Below are 17,532 nucleotides of genomic sequence, written 5' to 3'. Positions count from 1 at the left end.
CCGGACGGTACTCAGCGGGCTCGCAGCGTGTTCGCGGATCCGCGACGCCCGCGCGCGTCGGACACCTCGGCCCGTGGGACGATGGAACCCATGCGCCTCGTCGTCGCCGGCAGCCCCGCTGCGGCCGTCCCCACCCTCCGCCGCCTCGCGGCGTCCGACCACGAGATCGCCGCCGTGCTCACCCGGCCGCCGACGCCGCAGGGCCGGAAGCGCGTCCTCACGCCGACCCCGGTCGCGCAGGTCGCGGCGGAGCTCGGCCTCCCGGTGATCGAGGCGACGCGGGTGGACGACGACGTCACCGCGCGGTTGACCGACCTGCGGGCCGACCTCGGCGTCATCGTCGCCTACGGTGCACTGCTCCGCCGCCCGGCCCTCGACGCGCCCCGGCTCGGCTGGGTGAACCTGCACTTCTCCGACCTGCCGGCGTACCGCGGTGCCGCCCCGGTCCAGCGCGCGGTGATGGCCGGCGACACCCGCACCGCCGCGACGGTGTTCCAGCTCGTCGAGGCGCTCGACGCCGGGCCCGTGTACGCGAGCGACCCGTTCGACATCGACCCCGAGGCGACCGCGGGCGAGGTCCTCGCCGCGATGGCCGACCGCGGTGCCGAGACCGTCCTGCGCGTCGTCGACGCCCTCGCAGCGGGCACCGCCGTCGCCCGCGAGCAGGTCGGCGAGCCGACCCTCGCCCCGAAGACGACGATCGCGGACGGGCGGATCGACTTCACCGCGCCTGCTGCCGTCGTGCACGCCCGCCTCCGCGGCGTGACGCCCGAGCCCGGCGCGTTCGCCCACCTCGGCGAGACCCGCGTGAAGCTGCTGCGCAGCACTCGGGAGGGAGGCGCGACTTCCGCCGTCCCGCGGCTCGCGCCCGGCGCGCTCGGGCTGGTCGACGGGCGCCTGCTCGTCGGCACCGCGGACGAGCCCCTCGCACTGCTCCAGGTGCAGCCGGCCGGCAAGCAGGCGATGGACGGTGCCGCCTGGGCACGCGGCCTCGGCGCGCTGGACGGGAAGGTCCTGTCGTGAGCCCCGCGCAGCAGCGCCGCGGCCCGCGCACGGTCAGCGCCCGTCGGGTGGCGTTCGACGTGCTCCGCGCTGTGCAGGTCGACGACGCCTACGCGAACCTGCTCCTGCCGACCCGGATCCGCCGTGCCGGCCTGTCCGCCCGCGACGCCGCCTTCGCCACCGAGCTGACGTACGGGTCGATCCGGATGCTCGGCCGGTACGACGCGATCATCGGCATCGCCTCCGGCCGTCGCGTCGACAACGTCGAGTCCGACGTGCTCGACGTGCTGCGGCTCGGGGTGCACCAGCTGCTCGGGATGCGCACACCGACGCACGCCGCCGTCTCCGCGACGGTGGAGCTCACCCGCGAGATCGGTGCCCGCCGTGCCACTGGCTTCGTCAACGCCGTGCTCCGCAAGGTCGCGGCCCGCACCGACGACGAGTGGGACGCGCTCATCACCGAGGGCCGGGGTGGCGACGCCCTGCTCGCGACGCGCTGGTCGCACCCGGCCTGGGTGGTCGCAGCGCTCCGGGACGCCCTCGCCGCCGAACGCTCCCGGGACGAGCTCGCCGCGCTCCTGGCCGCCGACAACGTCGCACCGCGCGTGCAGCTCGTGGCGCTGCCGGGCCTCGCGACGGCCGAGGACGTGCAGGCGGCCGAGGCCGTGCCGGACCCGGCCACGTCGGCGACCGAGGACGACCAGGCGACGCAGGACGCGCCTCCCGTCAGTCCGCAGCGGGACGAGACGGACGCGCGACCGGTGTCCCCGGTGGGCATCCGCGGGACGACCGGCGACCCCGCGCGCGTGCCGGGCGTCGCGGCCGGTCGGCTCCGTGTGCAGGACGAGGGCTCGCAGCTCGCCGCACTCGCGCTCAGCCGGTCCTCCGCCGTCCGGGCGGGGGAGCGGTGGCTCGACATGTGCGCCGGGCCGGGCGGCAAGGCCGCGCTCCTCGCCGCCGAGGCAGCGCAGGGCGGTGCGACCCTGGTCGCGAACGAACTCGTGCCGGCGCGTGCCGGACTGGTGCGGAAGGCCCTCGCGACGGTCGCCGGCGGTGACGTCGTGACCGTGGTCGAGGGCGACGGGCGTCGCTTCGGGAAGCCGGGCGACGAGCGGTTCGACCGCGTCCTGCTCGACGCGCCGTGCACTGGACTCGGCGCCCTCCGTCGTCGACCAGAGGCCCGGTGGCGGAAGCAGCCGGAGGACGTCCCCGAGCTCGCGGCGCTCCAGGCCGAGCTGCTCGACGCGGCCGTCCGGGCCCTGGCCCCCGGCGGAACGCTCGCGTACGTCACGTGCTCGCCGCACCTCGCCGAGACGCGCGGGCAGGTCGACGCGCTCATGGCAAGGCACGGCGGCGTGCTCGAACAGCTCGACACCGCCGGGGTCGTGCGCGCCGTCGCCTCCAGGGATCCGCAGGTCGCGGACGGCCGCACCGTGCAGCTCTGGCCGCACCGGATCGGCACCGACGCCATGTTCGTCGCGCTGTTCCGCCGCACCGCCTGACGACGGGCGGCGGCGGGGCAGCGCGGCGACGGCCGGTGTCGGCCGAGTCTCGCGCTGGGCGACGAGTCTCGGTCCCGAGCGCTCGAGACTCGTCGCCGGGCCCGAGACTCGGTCGGCCAGCGCCCGGGGCAGCGACCCGGCGGGCGTCGGTAGGGTTGTGCGGTGACCATCCGCATCGCGCCGAGCATCCTGTCCGCCGACTTCGCGAACCTCGAGCGGGAGCTGCACCGCATCGAGAGCGCCGACCTCGTGCACGTCGACGTGATGGACAACCACTTCGTGCCGAACCTGACGCTCGGCCTGCCGATCGTGCAGCGCCTGCAGGAGGTCTCGCCGGTCCCGCTCGACGTCCACCTGATGATCACCGACGCCGACACGCAGGCACCGAAGTACGCCGAGACGGGTGCCTCGAGCGTCACGTTCCACTTCGAGGCCGCCGCGGACCCGGTCGCCACCGCGGCCGCGATCCGCTCGAACGGTGCCCGTGCCGCGGTGGCGATCAAGCCCGGGACGCCGATCACGCAGGTCCTGCGCCACCTCGACGCCTACGACATGGTGCTGCTCATGACCGTCGAGCCGGGTTTCGGCGGCCAGTCGTTCATGCCGTCCGTGATGCCGAAGCTCGCCGACGCCCGCGCCGCCGTCGACGCGTCCGGGCTCGACGTCTGGCTCGAGGTGGACGGCGGCATCGCCGTCGACACCGTCCCCGAGGCGGTCCGGAGCGGCGCGGACACGCTCGTCGCCGGCTCTGCGGTCTACGGCGGCGAGCCGGCGCAGCGCATCGCGGACCTGCGCGAGGCCGCAGCGGCGGCACGCGCGTGACGCGGACCGACCACGTCGACGACGTGACCGGCGAGCCGGCGGCGATCCGTGCCTCCCGTCCGGACGGTGCGTCGGCCGGACCCGCGCAGGACGGTAGCCTGGTCCCCGTGAAGACGTTCGACGACCTGTTCGCGGAGCTGACCGAGAAGGCGCGCACGCGCCCCGAGGGCTCCGGCACCGTCGCCGAACTGGACGCCGGCGTGCACCAGATCGGCAAGAAGATCGTGGAAGAGGCCGCCGAGGTCTGGATGGCGGCCGAGTACGAGGGTGACGAGCGCACCTCGGAGGAGATCTCGCAGCTGGTCTACCACCTGCAGGTCCTCATGGTCGCGAAGGGGCTCACCCCGGCGGACGTCTGGCGACATCTGTAGGCAGGCGCGTCGCGCACCGAGCGCCACCGCCCCCGCAGCCGTCCCGACCTCCAGCAGAAAGCAGACCACCTGATGCTCCGCATCGCCGTGCCCAACAAGGGCTCCCTGTCCGAGACCGCGTCCGAGATGCTCAAGGAGGCCGGGTACGCCGGTCGCCGCGACCCGAAGGCGCTGCACCTGCTCGACGAGCGCAACGGCGTCGAGTTCTTCTTCCTCCGTCCCCGGGACATCGCCACGTACGTCGGTTCCGGCGCACTCGACGTCGGCATCACCGGCCGCGACCTGCTCCTCGACTCCGGGTCGGCGGCGCACGAGGTCGACGCGCTCGGGTTCGCCGACTCGACCTTCCGCTTCGCGGGCACGCCCGGCCGGTTCACCGAGCTGCAGGACCTCGAGGGCGTCCGGGTGGCGACGAGCTACCCGGGCCTGGTCGGCGAGTTCCTCGCCCAGCACGGCGTCACGGCGACCCTGGTGAAGCTCGACGGCGCGGTGGAGAGCGCGGTGCGTCTCGGCGTGGCCGACGCGGTCGCCGACGTCGTCTCGACGGGCAGCACGCTCCGCGCGGCCGGCCTCGAGATCTTCGGCCCGGTCATCCTCGAGTCGACCGCGCTGCTCATCTCGACCGACGAGACCATCCCGGGCATCGACGTCCTCCGCCGCCGGCTGCAGGGCGTGCTCGTCGCCCGCGGCTACGTGATGCTCGACTACGACATCCCGACGGGCCTGCTCGAGCAGGCGACCGCGGTGGCGTCCGGCATCGAGTCGCCCACGGTGTCGCCGCTGCACGACCGTGACTGGTCCGCCGTCCGCGTGATGATCCCGCGCGAGGACGCGAACCTCATCATGGACGCGCTCTACGACCTCGGCGCCCGGGCGATCCTGGTCAGCCCGATCCACGCCGCACGCCTGTGAACGCCGCGACCGAAGGCACGGAGCCGACCGGCAGCCCGGAGCCGACGGCCGCGTCCGGCAGCCCGGGGCCGACGGCCGCGACCGGCGGGGTCGCGGTCCGGGTCATCCCGTGCCTCGACGTCTCCGGCGGCCGAGTCGTCAAGGGCGTCAACTTCCTCGACCTGCAGGACGCCGGCGACCCCGTCGAGCTCGCCGCCCGCTACTACGAGCAGGGCGCGGACGAGCTGACCTTCCTGGACGTCGGCGCCACGGTCGAGAACCGCGCGACGATGTACGAGACGGTCACCCGCACCGCCGAGCAGGTCTTCATCCCGCTCACCGTCGGCGGCGGGGTCCGGAGCGTCGACGACGTCTCCCGCCTGCAGCAGTGCGGCGCGGACAAGATCGGCGTGAACAGCGCCGCGATCGCCCGCCCGGCCCTGGTCGGCGAGATCGCGGACCGCTTCGGCGCACAGGCGGTCGTGCTGTCGCTCGACGTCAAGCGGAGCGACCGGATGCCGTCCGGGTTCGTCGTCACGACGCACGGCGGGCGGACCGAGTCCGACCTCGACGCGATCGCCTGGGCGCGCGAGGGCGTCGAGCGTGGCGCGGGCGAGCTCCTCGTGAACTCGATCGACGCCGACGGCACGAAGAACGGCTTCGACCTCGAACTCGTCGCCGCCGTCCGCGCGGTCTCCGCGGTCCCCGTCATCGCCTCGGGCGGCGCCGGTCACCTCGACCACTTCGCACCGGCGGTCGACGCCGGGGCCGACGCGGTCCTCGCGGCGAGCGTCTTCCACCGGGGTGAGATGACGATCGGCGACGTCAAGTCGGCGCTGCGCGCCGCGGGTCACCTCGTCCGCTGAGGCCCCGGTCCCGCGGTCTGCCGCCCCACGACCGGACGGGAGGCGCGTGGCGGGCCCGCCACGATCCTCCCGTCCGTCCGTCCGTCCCCACCACCGACCGGCGCGATCCCACCACGGACCGGCCCGGTCCCACGCCGTAGGCTAGGAGCCTCATGACCGACAGCACCGACACCAGCACGGAAGCGGTCCTCGACCGCGCGCGGTTCGGTGCGGACGGGTTGCTCCCCGCCGTCGTGCAGGAGGAGTCCACGAAGGACGTCCTCATGCTCGGCTGGATGGACCGGGAAGCCCTGCGCCGCACCCTGACCGAGGGGCGGGTGACCTTCTGGTCCCGCTCCCGGCGCGAGTACTGGCGGAAGGGCGACACCTCCGGGCACGCCCAGTACGTGCGCGCCGCGGCCCTGGACTGCGACGACGACACGCTGCTCGTGACCGTGCACCAGGTCGGCGCCGCGTGCCACACCGGTGCGCACCGGTGCTTCGACGTGGACCCCCTCGACCCCGTGACCGCGACCGCACCGGAGGCCACGCGATGAGCACCTCGACCAGCACCACGCGCTCGGACTTCGACGCCCTGCTCGACGGCCACCGGGTCGTGCCCGTCGTCCGCGCGCTGTACGCCGACAGTGAGACCCCGGTCGGGGTCTACCGCAAGCTCGCGGACGGCCGCCCCGGCTCCTTCCTGCTCGAGTCGGCGGGGCAGGGCGGCCTCTGGTCGCGCTGGTCGTTCGTCGGCGTGCGGAGCTTCGGCGTGCTCACGCAGGAGGGTGACCGGGCCGCGTGGATCGACACCGGCATCCCGGCGTCGCGCGCCGTCGGGTCGCTCGACGGCGCCCCGCTCGAGGTGCTCGCGCGGCTGCACGAGCGCTGGGCGACCCCGCGCGTCCCCGGGACGCCGCCGCTCGTCGGCGGGACCGTCGGGTTCATCGGCTGGGAGGCCGTTCGGCAGCTCGAGCACCTGCCGAACGTGCCGGACGCCGACTTCGACGTGCCCGGTCAGGCACTCGCGTTCGTGTCCGAGCTGGCCGCGCTCGACCACCGCACCGGCCTCGTGCTGCTCGTCGCCAGTGCCTTGAACGACGGCACCGACGACGCCGACACGATGTGGCAGGACGCGCAGTCCCGGCTCGACCGGATGCAGGCCGACCTGGTCACGCCGAGCGTCGCCACCGTGGCCGAGGCGTTCGAGATCGCCGAGCCGACGCCGCGGCACCGCTCGACCCCGGACGAGTACATGGCCGCGGTGGTGCGGTCGAAGGACTTCATCCGCGACGGCGACGTGTTCCAGGTGGTGATCTCGCAGCGGTTCGACCACGACGTGACGGCCGACCCGCTCGACGTCTACCGGGTGCTCCGGACGCTCAACCCGAGCCCGTACATGTACTTCCTGTCCCTCGCGGACACGGCCGACGAGCGGTTCTGGATCGTCGGGGCCTCGCCCGAGGCCCTCGTGAAGGTCCAGGACGGTCGGGCGATCACCCACCCGATCGCCGGGTCGCGGCCCCGCGGGGCGACCCCGGTCGAGGACGTCCGGCTCGGCGACGAACTGCTCGCCGACCCGAAGGAGCGCGCCGAGCACCTGATGCTCGTCGACCTCGCCCGCAACGACCTGCAGAAGGTGTGCGAGCCGGGGTCCGTCGCGGTCACGGAGTTCATGACCGTCGAGCGCTTCAGCCACATCATGCACCTGGTGTCGAGCGTCGAGGGGGCCGTGTGTCCCGGAGCGTCCGCGATCGACGTCTTCCGTGCGACCTTCCCGGCCGGCACGCTCTCCGGGGCACCGAAGCCGCGCGCCCTCGAGATCATCGACGAGCTCGAACCGGCGAAGCGCGGCGTCTACGCGGGCGTCGTCGGGTACTTCGACTTCGCCGGTGACGCCGACCTGGCCATCGCGATCCGAACGGCGCTCATCAAGGACGGGGTCGCCCGGGTGCAGGCCGGCGCCGGGCTCGTGGCGGACTCCGACCCGCACACCGAGCACGTCGAGGCGGTCAACAAGGCCGCGGCCCCGCTGCGCGCCGTCGCGACCGCCAACCGCATGCGCGAGGTCCGGTCGTGAAGCGCTCCCGACCGATCACCGTCGTCGCCGGGCTCGCCGTCGCGGGCATCGTGATGCTCTCGTGGACGCAGACCTGGTTCACGGTGCACCTGCACGCCGGGACGGCCGTCGTGTCCCGGGTCGTCGCCGACGGGGCCGCCGCGGTCCCGCAGTACACCGCGCTCGCCATCGCGAGCCTGGCGCTCTTCCTCGCGCTGACGATCGCGGGGCGGGTGCTCCGCGTCGTGCTCGGCGTGGTCGAGGTCCTGCTCGGCGCGGGTGTCGTCGCGGTCGGTGTGAGCGCGCTGGCCGACCCGGTCGCCGCGGCGAAGGGCGCCGTGGGCGAGGTCGCCGGCGTGAGCGACATCGACGCGGTCCGCCGGGCGGTGTCGAGCGTCGACGTGACGCCGTGGCCGCTCGTCGGGATCGCCGGGGGCGTCCTCGCCGTGCTCCTCGGCGTTGCCGTCCTGGTCCTGCAGCGGTCGTGGCCCGGGCCGAGCCGGAAGTACGGCGCGGCGACCGCGGGTGCGGCGGCCGACGCCCGTGCGGCGGCCCCGACCGTGCGCGACGCCGTCACCGACTGGGACGACCTCAGTGCCGGCGACGACCCGACCGTCCTGGACGAGGCGTCCACGACCGACACGGTAGGATCGGAGCGGCGCCGATCGGACGACGGCGCCGGAGCAGAACGAGGAGCACCGTGAGCAACACTGAGCCCGCAGAACTCGGCGAAGGCCACTCGCCCGCCGCCTGGACCGCCGTCGTGATCATGCTGATCGGGTTCGCGGCCGGGACGCTGTTCTTCTGGTTCGACCTGGCGTGGGGCGTCTGGGCCTCCGCCGCGGTCGTGGTCGTCGGGCTCATCGTCGGTGCCGTCATGAAGCGCGCCGGCTACGGCGTCGACGGCCCGAAGTTCGTCCCCAAGCACCACGCGGAGTAGTCGTGCCGAACGTGCTCGAGACCCTCGTCGCGGGTGCCCTCGAGGACGCCGCCGCCCGTCGCCTCGACCGTCCGTACGCGGACGTCGAACGCGACCTCGACCGGGTGGCATCGCCCCTCGACGCGCTCGACTTCCTCGCCCCGGGTGACCGCGTCAAGATCCTCGCCGAGGTCAAGCGCGCGAGCCCGTCCCGCGGCTCGATGGCCACCATCGAGGACCCGGCCGCCCTGGCCGCCGACTACGAGCGCGGTGGCGCCTCGACGATCAGCGTCCTGACCGAGGGACGGAAGTTCCTCGGCAGCCTCGCCGACCTCGAGGCCGTCAAGGCGCGCGTCGGCGTCCCGGTGCTCCGCAAGGACTTCATCGCGGACCCGTACCAGGTGGTCGAGGCCCGCGCCGCCGGCGCCGATCTCGTGCTGCTCATCGTCGCCGCCCTCGACCAGGCCCGGCTCGTCGAGCTGCACGACCTGGCCGAGCAGCTCGGCATGCGCGTCCTGGTCGAGGCGCACTCCGCGGACGAGGTCTCGCGTGGCCTCGACGCCGGTGCGCGCATCCTCGGCGTGAACGCCCGCGACCTGACCGACTTCTCGCTGGACCGCGACCTGTTCGGGTCGCTCGCCGACCGGATCCCCGACGGGGTCGTCCGCGTCGCCGAGTCCGCCGTCGCCGGTCCTGCCGACGTCGCGCACTACCGCGCCGCAGGTGCCGACGTCGTCCTGGTGGGGGAGGCGCTCGTCACGGGCGCGGACCCCGCCGCCACCCTCGCGTCGTTCATCGACGCCGCGGACGGCCTCGGCCGCCCGCGGGTCTGACCGACACCGTCCCCATCGGCAGCCGTCCACCCGACGGCGCACGCCGACCCCATCCGGGAGACCCATCGTGACCTCACTGCGTGACCTGCACGGACCGTACTTCGGCGACTTCGGCGGACGCTTCGTCCCCGAGTCGCTGGTCCTCGCTCTCGACGAGCTCGAGACGGCCTTCCGCGAGGCCTGGGCGGACCCGGCGTTCCGCGAGGAGCTCGACACGCTCCAGCGCGAGTACACCGGGCGCCCGTCGATCATCACCGAGGCGCCCCGGTTCGCGAAGCACGCCGGCGGTGCCCGGATCCTGCTCAAGCGCGAGGACCTCAACCACACCGGCTCGCACAAGATCAACAACGTGCTCGGTCAGGCCCTCGTCGCGAAGCGCCTCGGCAAGACGCGCCTCATCGCCGAGACCGGCGCCGGCCAGCACGGTGTCGCGACGGCCACCGCTGCGGCGCTCTTCGGCATGGACTGCGTCGTCTACATGGGCGCGGTGGACACCGAGCGTCAGGCGCTGAACGTCGCCCGGATGCGACTGCTCGGCGCCGAGGTGATCCCGGTCGAGACCGGATCGCGCACGCTCAAGGACGCGATCAACGACGCCCTGCGGGACTGGGTCGCCAACGTCGAGTCGACGCACTACCTGCTCGGCACGGTCGCGGGCCCGCACCCGTTCCCGGAGATGGTCCGCGAGTTCCACAAGGTGATCGGCGAAGAGGCCCGTCAGCAGGTCCTCGACCGTGTCGGTCGCCTGCCGGACGCCGTCGCCGCGTGCGTGGGCGGCGGGTCGAACGCGATGGGCATCTTCGAGGCGTTCCTCGACGACGAGTCCGTCAAGCTCCACGGCTACGAGGCCGGCGGCGAGGGCATCGAGACGGGGCGGCACGCCGCGAGCATCTCGCTCGGCCGCACCGGCGTGCTGCAGGGCACGATGTCCTACCTGATGCAGGACGAGGACGGCCAGACCATCGAGAGCCACAGCATCTCGGCCGGTCTCGACTACCCGAGCGTCGGGCCCGAGCACGCCTACCTCGCGTCGATCGGTCGCGCCACGTACGAGCCGATCACCGACACCGAGGCGATGGAGGCCTTCCGGCTCCTCAGCCGCACCGAGGGCATCCTGCCGGCGATCGAGTCGTCGCACGCCCTGGCCGGTGCGATCAAGCTCGGCAAGGAGCTCGGCCCGGACGGCGTCATCCTGATCAACCTGTCCGGACGTGGCGACAAGGACGTGGCGTCCGCCAGCCGCTACTTCGGGATCCTCGACGAGAACGCGGTGCAGCTGTGACGAACCCTGAGACCACCCGATCGGTCGCCGCGACGATCGACGCCGCCAACACCGAGCGCGCCGGCGCCGTCGTCGGGTACCTGCCCGCCGGGTTCCCGGACCTGCAGACGAGCGTCGACGCGGCGGTCGCCCTCGCCGAGAACGGCGTCGACGTCATCGAGCTCGGCCTGCCGTACTCCGACCCCGTGATGGACGGCCCCGTCATCCAGCGCGCGGCTGAGGAGAGCCTGGCGAACGGCTTCCGCGTCGCGCAGGTGTTCGACGCCGTCGCGCAGATCACGAGCCGCGCGGACGTGCCGGTGCTCGTCATGACGTACTGGAACCCGGTGCTGCGCTACGGCGTCGACCGGTTCGCTGACGACCTCGTGGCCTCCGGAGCGTCCGGTCTCATCACGCCCGACCTCATCCCCGACGAGGGACGCGCCTGGATCGACGCCTCCGAGCGCACCGGGCTCGACCGTGTGTTCCTCGCGGCGCCGTCCTCCACCGACACCCGGATGCAGCAGGCGGTGCAGGCGAGCCGCGGCTTCGTGTACGCCGTCTCCACGATGGGTGTCACCGGCGCGCGCGTCGGCGTGGACACCGCAGCGCGGACGGTCGTGTCGCGGCTCCGCGACGCGGGCGTCGCCCGGACCTGTGTCGGGCTCGGGATCTCGACGGCCGACCAGGTCACCGAGGTGCTCGAGTACGCCGACGGCGCCATCGTCGGTTCGGCGTTCGTGCGTGCGCTCGCGGACCTCGGCGTCCAGGGCGTCGCGGACCGTGCGGCCGACCTGACGTCGGGTGCCGTGCGTCGCTGAGCGCGCAGGCGCGCAGCGCCGCTGCTCCGCCGCCCCGGTCGGGAGGCACGGTGCGGGTGACCGACGTCGGTGACCCGCACCGTGCCTCCCGTCCGTCACAGTTCCCACAGGACGGGCCGCAGCGTTCCTGACCGGCGCGGTTCCCGCGCTACAGTGATCGGGGCCGACCCGGTGTCGGTCCCGCGGACGCAGAGCACCGAAAGGCGACAGCACCTCCATGCCCCTCCTGAGCATCCCGAGCCCGAGCACGGCCTGGCAGTACTTCGACCTGACGGCCTGGCTCCGTGACGTGTTCGGGTTCTCGCTGCCCCTCGACTTCCGCATCCACGCCTACGCGATCTGCATCCTGCTCGGGATCGTCGCGGCCGTGTTGCTCGCGAACCGCCGGCTCAACGCCCGCGGCGTCGAGCGCTGGATCATCATCGACATCGCGATCTGGGCGGTGCCGTTCGGCATCATCGGCGGGCGCCTGTTCCACGTCTTCACCCACGTCAGCGACTACTTCGGCCCGGGCCGCGACCCGCTGTCCTTCCTCTACATCTGGGAGGGCGGTCTGGCCATCTTCGGCGCGATCATCCTCGGCTCGGTCGGGGCGTGGATCGGCTGCCGGCAGGTGGGCCTGCGCTTCACGACCCTGATCGACGCGATCGCGCCCGGCGTGCTGCTCGCCCAGGCGTTCGGGCGGCTCGGCAACTACTTCAACCACGAGCTCTTCGGCATGCCGACGAACCTGCCGTGGGGCCTGCAGATCGAGTCGTCGAACCCGGCGTTCCCGAAGGGCCTGCCCGAGGGCACGCTGTTCCACCCGACGTTCCTCTACGAGATCATCTGGAACGTCTGCGGCGTCGTCGTGATCCTGCTGCTCGACAAGCGCTTCCGCCTGCAGTGGGGCAAGGTCATGGCGCTCTACCTGATCTGGTACGGCACCGGCCGTTCCGTGCTCGAGTCCATCCGCGTCGACACGAGCGAGACGTTCTTCGGAATCCGCACGAACGTGTGGGCGTCCTTCGCCGCGATCCTGATCGGCATCATCGTCTTCATCGTCCAGACGCGGCGGCACACCGGCAAGGAACCGAGCCCGTACGCCCCGGGACGCCAGCCGCGTCGGACCTCCGATGTAGACTCGGACGACACCTGGTCAGAACACGACGACGACGCCGCGGCGGCCGTCACGGGCTCCGATCCGGTGCCGGCAGGCGGGTCCGCGAAGTAACGCGGCGCCCACCAGCCGACACGAGCAACAGCACCACCCAACCCGCCGCACGGTCGACACCCGCCGACCACGCGGACCCGCTGCACCGGCCGGCGTCGTCACCATCGACGCCGCGACCACGCACGTCGTGAGCGCACACCCTCGACGACGTGCATGGGCACCAGTCCCGCCCGCTCGGGCGGAACGCACCACCGGGCCACCGACGTCCCTGGTCCACTTCCTCGTGAGGACGGTTCCCCATGGCGCTCCAGCCACACCCGACCCCCGCCCAGGCCGCGCAGCGTGCACTCGGTCAGCGTGCACCCGGTCAGCGTGCACCCGGCGCACTCCTGCCCGCGCACCGGCGCTTCTCCGCCGTGCCGGACGCGACCGGCGCGTACGACCCGGCGAACGAGAAGGACGCCTGCGGTCTCGCGATGGTGGCGACCCTGCGCGGGACGGCCGGCCATGACATCGTCGACGCCGCACTCGGTGCACTGCGCAACCTCGAGCACCGCGGTGCCGTGGGATCGGACGCGGGCACCGGCGACGGCGCGGGCATCCTGTGCCAGGTGCCGGACGCGTTCCTGCGCGACGAGGTCGACTTCGAGCTGCCGGCAGCGGGGGAGTACGCGGTCGGGACGGCCTACCTGCCGACCGACGACGACGAGCGGCACGCGGTGCAGGGTGCCGTCGAGCGGATCGCGCGCGAAGAGGGGCTCCGGGTGCTCGGCTGGCGTCCGGTGCCGGTCCGCCCCGAGGTCCTCGGCACGCTCGCCCGCGCGGCGATGCCGGCGTTCGAGCAGCTCTTCGTGGCGTCCACCCGGCACGACGTGCACGGTGCCGCGTGGAGCGGGATCGCCCTCGACCGTCAGGCCTTCCGCCTCCGCAAGCGCGCGGAGCACGGGCTCGAGGTCTACTTCATGTCGCTGTCGAGCCGGACCATGGTCTACAAGGGCATGGTCACGACGCTCCAACTCGAGCCGTTCTACCCGGACCTCAGCGACGAGCGGTTCGCCTCGAAGCTCGCGATCGTGCACTCGCGCTACTCCACGAACACCTTCCCGTCGTGGCCGCTCGCGCAGCCCTTCCGCACGCTCGCCCACAACGGCGAGATCAACACCGTCCGCGGCAACCGCAACTGGATGCGCGCCCGCCAGTCCCAGCTCGAGAGCGAGCTGCTCGGCGACCTCGCACCGCTGCTGCCGATCGTCAGCCCCGGCGCGAGCGACTCGGCGTCCTTCGACGAGACCCTCGAGCTGCTCGCCCTGACCGGGCGGAGCCTTCCGCACGCGGTCTCGATGATGGTGCCGGAGGCCTGGGAGAACCAGGTCGGCATGGACCCCGACCTGCGGGCGTTCTACGAGTACCACTCGATGCTCATGGAGCCGTGGGACGGCCCCGCCGCGATCACGTTCACCGACGGTGCGATCGTCGGCGCCACGCTCGACCGCAACGGCCTGCGCCCCGGCCGGTTCCTCGTCACCGACGACGGCCTGATCGTGATGGGGTCGGAGACCGGCGTGCTCGACGTGCCGCCGGGCAAGGTCGTCCGCAAGGGCCGCCTGCGCCCCGGTCGGATGTTCGTCGTGGACACCGAGGCCGGTCGGATCATCGAGGACGACGAGGTCAAGCGCGACCTCGCGGCGTCCGGACCCTGGGCCCAGTGGCTCGACGAGGGCCGGATCAACCTGTCCGACCTGCCCGACCGCGAGCACATCGTGCACACGCCCGCGTCGGTCACCCGCCGCCAGCGCGCCTTCGGCTACACCGAGGAAGAAGTCCGCATCCTGCTGCGGCCGATGGCGCAGACCGGCGCCGAGCCGCTCGGTGCGATGGGCTCGGACACGCCGATCGCGGTGCTGTCCGAGCGCCCCCGTCTGCTGTTCGACTACTTCACGCAGCAGTTCGCGCAGGTGACGAACCCGCCGCTCGACTCGATCCGCGAGCAGGTCATCACCTCGATGGGCATGGGCCTCGGCCCGGAGCGCAACCTGCTCGACGCCGGCCCCGAGCACGCGAAGCAGATCACGCTCGACTTCCCGGTCATCGACAACGACGAGCTCGCGAAGATCCAGCACTTCGAGACGGCGTCCGGTCGGCACCTCACCGTGACGATCAAGGGCCTGTACCGCGTCGACGCCGGCAAGAAGGCGATGCAGAAGCGCATCGCCGCGGTGTGCGACGAGGTCGACGCGGCGATCGAGTCCGGCAAGCAGTTCATCGTGCTGTCCGACCGCGACGGCAACGCGGAGCAGGCCCCCGTGCCGAGCCTCCTGCTGCTCGCCGCCGTGCACCACCACCTGATCCGGACCGAGCAGCGCATGAAGGTCGGGCTGATCGTCGAGGCCGGCGACGTGCGCGAGGTCCACCACGTGGCGACCCTGATCGGCTACGGCGCGTCCGCGATCAACCCGTACCTGGCGATGGAGACGTGCGAGAACCTCGTGCGCTCCGGGATGATCACCGGGCTCACCCCCGAGCAGGCCGTGAAGAACGTCATCAAGGCGCTCGGCAAGGGCGTCCTGAAGATCATGTCGAAGATGGGCATCTCGACGGTGTCCAGCTACGCGGGCGCCCAGGCGTTCGAGGCCGTCGGGCTCAGCCAGGAGTTCGTCGACAAGTACTTCACCGGCACCTCGTCGATCCTCGGCGGTGTGGGGATCGAGGTCATCGCGAAGGAGAACGCCGAGCGCCACGCCCAGGCGTATCCGCAGGACGGCGCGGTGCTCTCGCACGAGCGCCTGCAGACCGGCGGCGAGTACCAGTGGCGCCGCGAGGGACCGCCGCACCTGTTCAACCCGGACACGGTGTTCCGCCTGCAGCACGCGACGCGCGCCCGCCGGTACGACATCTTCCGCGAGTACTCCCGGGCGGTCGACGACCAGTCCGAGGACCTCATGACGCTCCGCGGGCTCTTCCGGTTCCGCCACGGCGTCCGGCAGCCGATCCCGCTGGACGAGGTCGAGCCGATCGAGTCGATCGTCAAGCGGTTCAACACCGGTGCGATGTCCTACGGCTCGATCTCGCAAGAGGCGCACGAGACCCTCGCGATCGCGATGAACCGCCTCGGTGCCCGCTCGAACACGGGCGAGGGCGGCGAGGACGTCGAGCGCCTGCTCGACCCGGAGCGTCGCAGCGCGATCAAGCAGGTCGCCTCCGGCCGCTTCGGCGTCACGAGCATGTACCTGACGCACGCCACCGACATCCAGCTGAAGATGGCGCAGGGTGCGAAGCCGGGTGAGGGCGGCCAGCTCCCGCCGACGAAGGTGTACCCCTGGGTCGCGCGGACCCGGCACGCCACCGCGGGCGTCGGGCTCATCTCGCCGCCGCCGCACCACGACATCTACTCGATCGAGGACCTCAAGCAGCTGATCTTCGACGTGAAGCGGGCGAACCCGTCGGCGCGTGTCCATGTCAAGCTCGTGAGCCAGTCCGGCATCGGCGCGGTCGCCGCGGGCGTCACGAAGGCGCTGGCCGACGTCGTGCTCGTCTCGGGGCACGACGGCGGCACGGGTGCCTCCCCGCTCAACTCGTTGAAGCACGCCGGCACCCCGTGGGAGATCGGCCTGGCCGAGACGCAGCAGACGCTCATGCTGAACGGCATGCGCGACCGCGTCGTGGTGCAGGTCGACGGGCAGATGAAGACCGGGCGCGACGTGGTCGTGGCCGCGCTGCTCGGGGCAGAGGAGTACGGCTTCGCGACCGCACCGCTCGTGGTCGAGGGCTGCATCCTCATGCGGGTCTGCCACCTCGACACGTGCCCGGTGGGCGTCGCGACGCAGAACCCGGAGCTCCGGAAGCGCTTCTTGGGCAAGCCCGAGTTCGTCGTGAACTTCTTCGAGTTCATCGCTCAAGAAGTCCGCGAGCTCCTCGCCGAGCTCGGCTTCCGCAGCCTGGACGAGGCGATCGGCCAGGTCGACGCGCTCGACACCGACCGTGCCGTCGAGCACTGGAAGGCGTCCGGTCTCGACCTCGCGCCGGTGCTGCACGGCCCGGAGTTCGGTCGCGACGAGCCCCGTCGCCACCTGCGCGACCAGGACCACGAGCTCGACGAGCACTTCGACGTCCGGCTGATCCACGAGACCGCCGACGTGCTCGAGCACGGGGGGTCGATCGCGCTGGACCTGCCGATCCGCAACACGGAGCGCGCCGTCGGCACGATGCTCGGGCACGAGGTCACGCTCCGCCACGGCGAGCACGGCCTGCCCGCCGGGTCGATCGACATCACGCTCCGCGGGTCCGCCGGGCAGTCGCTCGGTGCGTTCCTGCCCGCCGGCATCACGCTCCGGCTCGTGGGCGACAGCAACGACTACGTCGGCAAGGGGCTGTCGGGTGGCTCGATCGTCGTGCGCCCGGACTCGGAGTCCGCGTTCGAGGCGTCCGAGAACGTCATCGCCGGCAACGTCATCGGGTACGGCGCGACCCAGGGCAGCATGTTCATCCGCGGTGTCGTGGGCGAGCGCTTCCTGGTCCGGAACTCCGGGGCGACCGCGGTCGTCGAGGGCGTGGGCGACCACGCGCTCGAGTACATGACCGGCGGTCTGGCGCTCATCCTCGGCGAGACCGGCCGGAACCTCGGCGCCGGCATGTCCGGTGGCACGGCGTACGTCCTGGGGCTCCGTCGCGAGCACGTGAACACCGACGCCCTGGCGACCGGCGAGCTCCGGCTCGAGGAGCTCGACAGCGCCGACGTCGAGATCGTCACGGACCTGCTCCGGCAGCACCACGACGAGACCGGGTCGACCGTGGCGGGCGACCTGCTCGAGTCCGGCGACCTCAGCGCCTTCGTGAAGGTGCTGCCGCGGGACTACGCCGCCGTGCTCGAGACCCGCCAGCAGGCTGTCGACGAGGGGCTCGACCCCGACGGCGACATCGTTTGGAACCGCATCTTGGAGGTGACCGGTGGCTGAGACCCTCGGCACGGAACCGGCAGTTCACATCGACATCGCGGAGGTGACCGGTGGCTGAGATCCTCGGCACGGAACCGGCAGTGTGCATCAACACCACGGAG

Annotated in this window: 15 protein-coding genes; all 15 read left to right on the top strand. The window is 72.5% G+C overall.

Annotated features, from left to right (window positions below):
* The first annotated feature begins 90 nt into the window (after window positions 1-90).
* The 15 genes from FB462_RS10490 to gltB all read left to right on the top strand — a co-directional run bounded on the left by FB462_RS10490 (window position 91) and on the right by gltB (window position 17,431).
* Window positions 91-1,023 carry a methionyl-tRNA formyltransferase gene (locus FB462_RS10490; RefSeq protein ID WP_141861810.1) on the top strand — a complete coding sequence of 311 codons (933 nt, stop codon included), beginning with the start codon at window positions 91-93 and terminating at the stop codon, window positions 1,021-1,023.
* Window positions 1,020-2,504, top strand: a complete 1,485-nt coding sequence (locus tag FB462_RS10485; protein WP_167510089.1) for an RsmB/NOP family class I SAM-dependent RNA methyltransferase — start codon at window positions 1,020-1,022, stop codon at window positions 2,502-2,504. Before FB462_RS10490 ends, FB462_RS10485 begins: the two co-directional genes overlap by 4 nt.
* 162 nt (window positions 2,505-2,666) lie before the next feature.
* Entirely contained in the window at window positions 2,667-3,326 is a 660-nt protein-coding gene (gene rpe / locus FB462_RS10480; protein ID WP_141861809.1) for a ribulose-phosphate 3-epimerase, read from the top strand.
* Between the two features lie 107 nt (window positions 3,327-3,433).
* Complete coding sequence (locus tag FB462_RS10475) at window positions 3,434-3,697, top strand: phosphoribosyl-ATP diphosphatase (protein WP_058742152.1); 264 nt, start codon at window positions 3,434-3,436, stop codon at window positions 3,695-3,697.
* 72 nt (window positions 3,698-3,769) lie between these two features.
* Window positions 3,770-4,609: an ATP phosphoribosyltransferase gene (gene hisG / locus FB462_RS10470; protein ID WP_058742140.1), complete on the top strand. Its 840-nt coding sequence runs from the start codon at window positions 3,770-3,772 to the stop codon at window positions 4,607-4,609.
* Complete coding sequence (gene hisF / locus FB462_RS10465; RefSeq protein ID WP_259549864.1) at window positions 4,606-5,454, top strand: imidazole glycerol phosphate synthase subunit HisF; 849 nt, start codon at window positions 4,606-4,608, stop codon at window positions 5,452-5,454. The genes hisG and hisF overlap by 4 nt, the downstream gene beginning before the upstream one ends.
* Before the next feature lie 152 nt (window positions 5,455-5,606).
* Window positions 5,607-5,990 (top strand): phosphoribosyl-AMP cyclohydrolase, encoded by a 384-nt coding sequence (gene hisI / locus FB462_RS10460; RefSeq protein ID WP_058741458.1) that lies wholly within the window; start codon window positions 5,607-5,609, stop codon window positions 5,988-5,990.
* On the top strand, window positions 5,987-7,513 hold the full coding sequence (locus FB462_RS10455; RefSeq protein ID WP_141861807.1) for an anthranilate synthase component I: 1,527 nt from the start codon (window positions 5,987-5,989) through the stop codon (window positions 7,511-7,513). The genes hisI and FB462_RS10455 overlap by 4 nt, the downstream gene beginning before the upstream one ends.
* Window positions 7,510-8,196 (top strand): Trp biosynthesis-associated membrane protein, encoded by a 687-nt coding sequence (locus FB462_RS10450; RefSeq protein ID WP_114849963.1) that lies wholly within the window; start codon window positions 7,510-7,512, stop codon window positions 8,194-8,196. Before FB462_RS10455 ends, FB462_RS10450 begins: the two co-directional genes overlap by 4 nt.
* The gene (locus tag FB462_RS17390; protein WP_058741461.1) at window positions 8,193-8,432 is read left to right on the top strand and encodes a DUF6704 family protein; all 240 of its coding nucleotides are present in this window, start codon (window positions 8,193-8,195) and stop codon (window positions 8,430-8,432) included. The genes FB462_RS10450 and FB462_RS17390 overlap by 4 nt, the downstream gene beginning before the upstream one ends.
* Before the next feature lie 11 nt (window positions 8,433-8,443).
* The gene (gene trpC / locus FB462_RS10440) at window positions 8,444-9,244 is read left to right on the top strand and encodes an indole-3-glycerol phosphate synthase TrpC (RefSeq protein ID WP_058741464.1); all 801 of its coding nucleotides are present in this window, start codon (window positions 8,444-8,446) and stop codon (window positions 9,242-9,244) included.
* A 67-nt stretch (window positions 9,245-9,311) separates the two neighbouring features.
* Complete coding sequence (trpB, locus tag FB462_RS10435) at window positions 9,312-10,526, top strand: tryptophan synthase subunit beta (protein WP_141861803.1); 1,215 nt, start codon at window positions 9,312-9,314, stop codon at window positions 10,524-10,526.
* The gene (gene trpA, locus FB462_RS10430; protein ID WP_114849960.1) at window positions 10,523-11,326 is read left to right on the top strand and encodes a tryptophan synthase subunit alpha; all 804 of its coding nucleotides are present in this window, start codon (window positions 10,523-10,525) and stop codon (window positions 11,324-11,326) included. The genes trpB and trpA overlap by 4 nt, the downstream gene beginning before the upstream one ends.
* A gap of 217 nt (window positions 11,327-11,543) precedes the next feature.
* A complete protein-coding gene (gene lgt, locus FB462_RS10425) occupies window positions 11,544-12,539 on the top strand; it encodes a prolipoprotein diacylglyceryl transferase (RefSeq protein ID WP_141861801.1) in 996 nt (331 codons plus the stop codon).
* A gap of 239 nt (window positions 12,540-12,778) precedes the next feature.
* Window positions 12,779-17,431 carry a glutamate synthase large subunit gene (gltB, locus tag FB462_RS10420; protein WP_268238499.1) on the top strand — a complete coding sequence of 1,551 codons (4,653 nt, stop codon included), beginning with the start codon at window positions 12,779-12,781 and terminating at the stop codon, window positions 17,429-17,431.
* Window positions 17,432-17,532: the final 101 nt, after the last annotated feature.

The sequence above is a fragment of the Curtobacterium citreum genome, from assembly GCF_006715175.1.
GTDB classification, from domain to species: Bacteria; Actinomycetota; Actinomycetes; order Actinomycetales; family Microbacteriaceae; genus Curtobacterium; species Curtobacterium citreum.
Note: the sequence above shows the minus strand (reverse complement) of the source record. Positions and strands in the feature narration are given on the sequence as shown.

What these genes read in the sequence shown, in the direction of transcription:
- FB462_RS10490 (WP_141861810.1), top strand. Translation starts at nt 91, where the DNA reads ATGCGCCTCGTCGTCGCCGGCAGCCCCGCTGCGGCCGTCCCCACCCTC.
- hisG (WP_058742140.1), top strand. Translation starts at nt 3,770, where the DNA reads ATGCTCCGCATCGCCGTGCCCAACAAGGGCTCCCTGTCCGAGACCGCG.
- hisI (WP_058741458.1), top strand. Translation starts at nt 5,607, where the DNA reads ATGACCGACAGCACCGACACCAGCACGGAAGCGGTCCTCGACCGCGCG.
- FB462_RS10455 (WP_141861807.1), top strand. Translation starts at nt 5,987, where the DNA reads ATGAGCACCTCGACCAGCACCACGCGCTCGGACTTCGACGCCCTGCTC.
- lgt (WP_141861801.1), top strand. Translation starts at nt 11,544, where the DNA reads ATGCCCCTCCTGAGCATCCCGAGCCCGAGCACGGCCTGGCAGTACTTC.
- gltB (WP_268238499.1), top strand. Translation starts at nt 12,779, where the DNA reads ATGGCGCTCCAGCCACACCCGACCCCCGCCCAGGCCGCGCAGCGTGCA.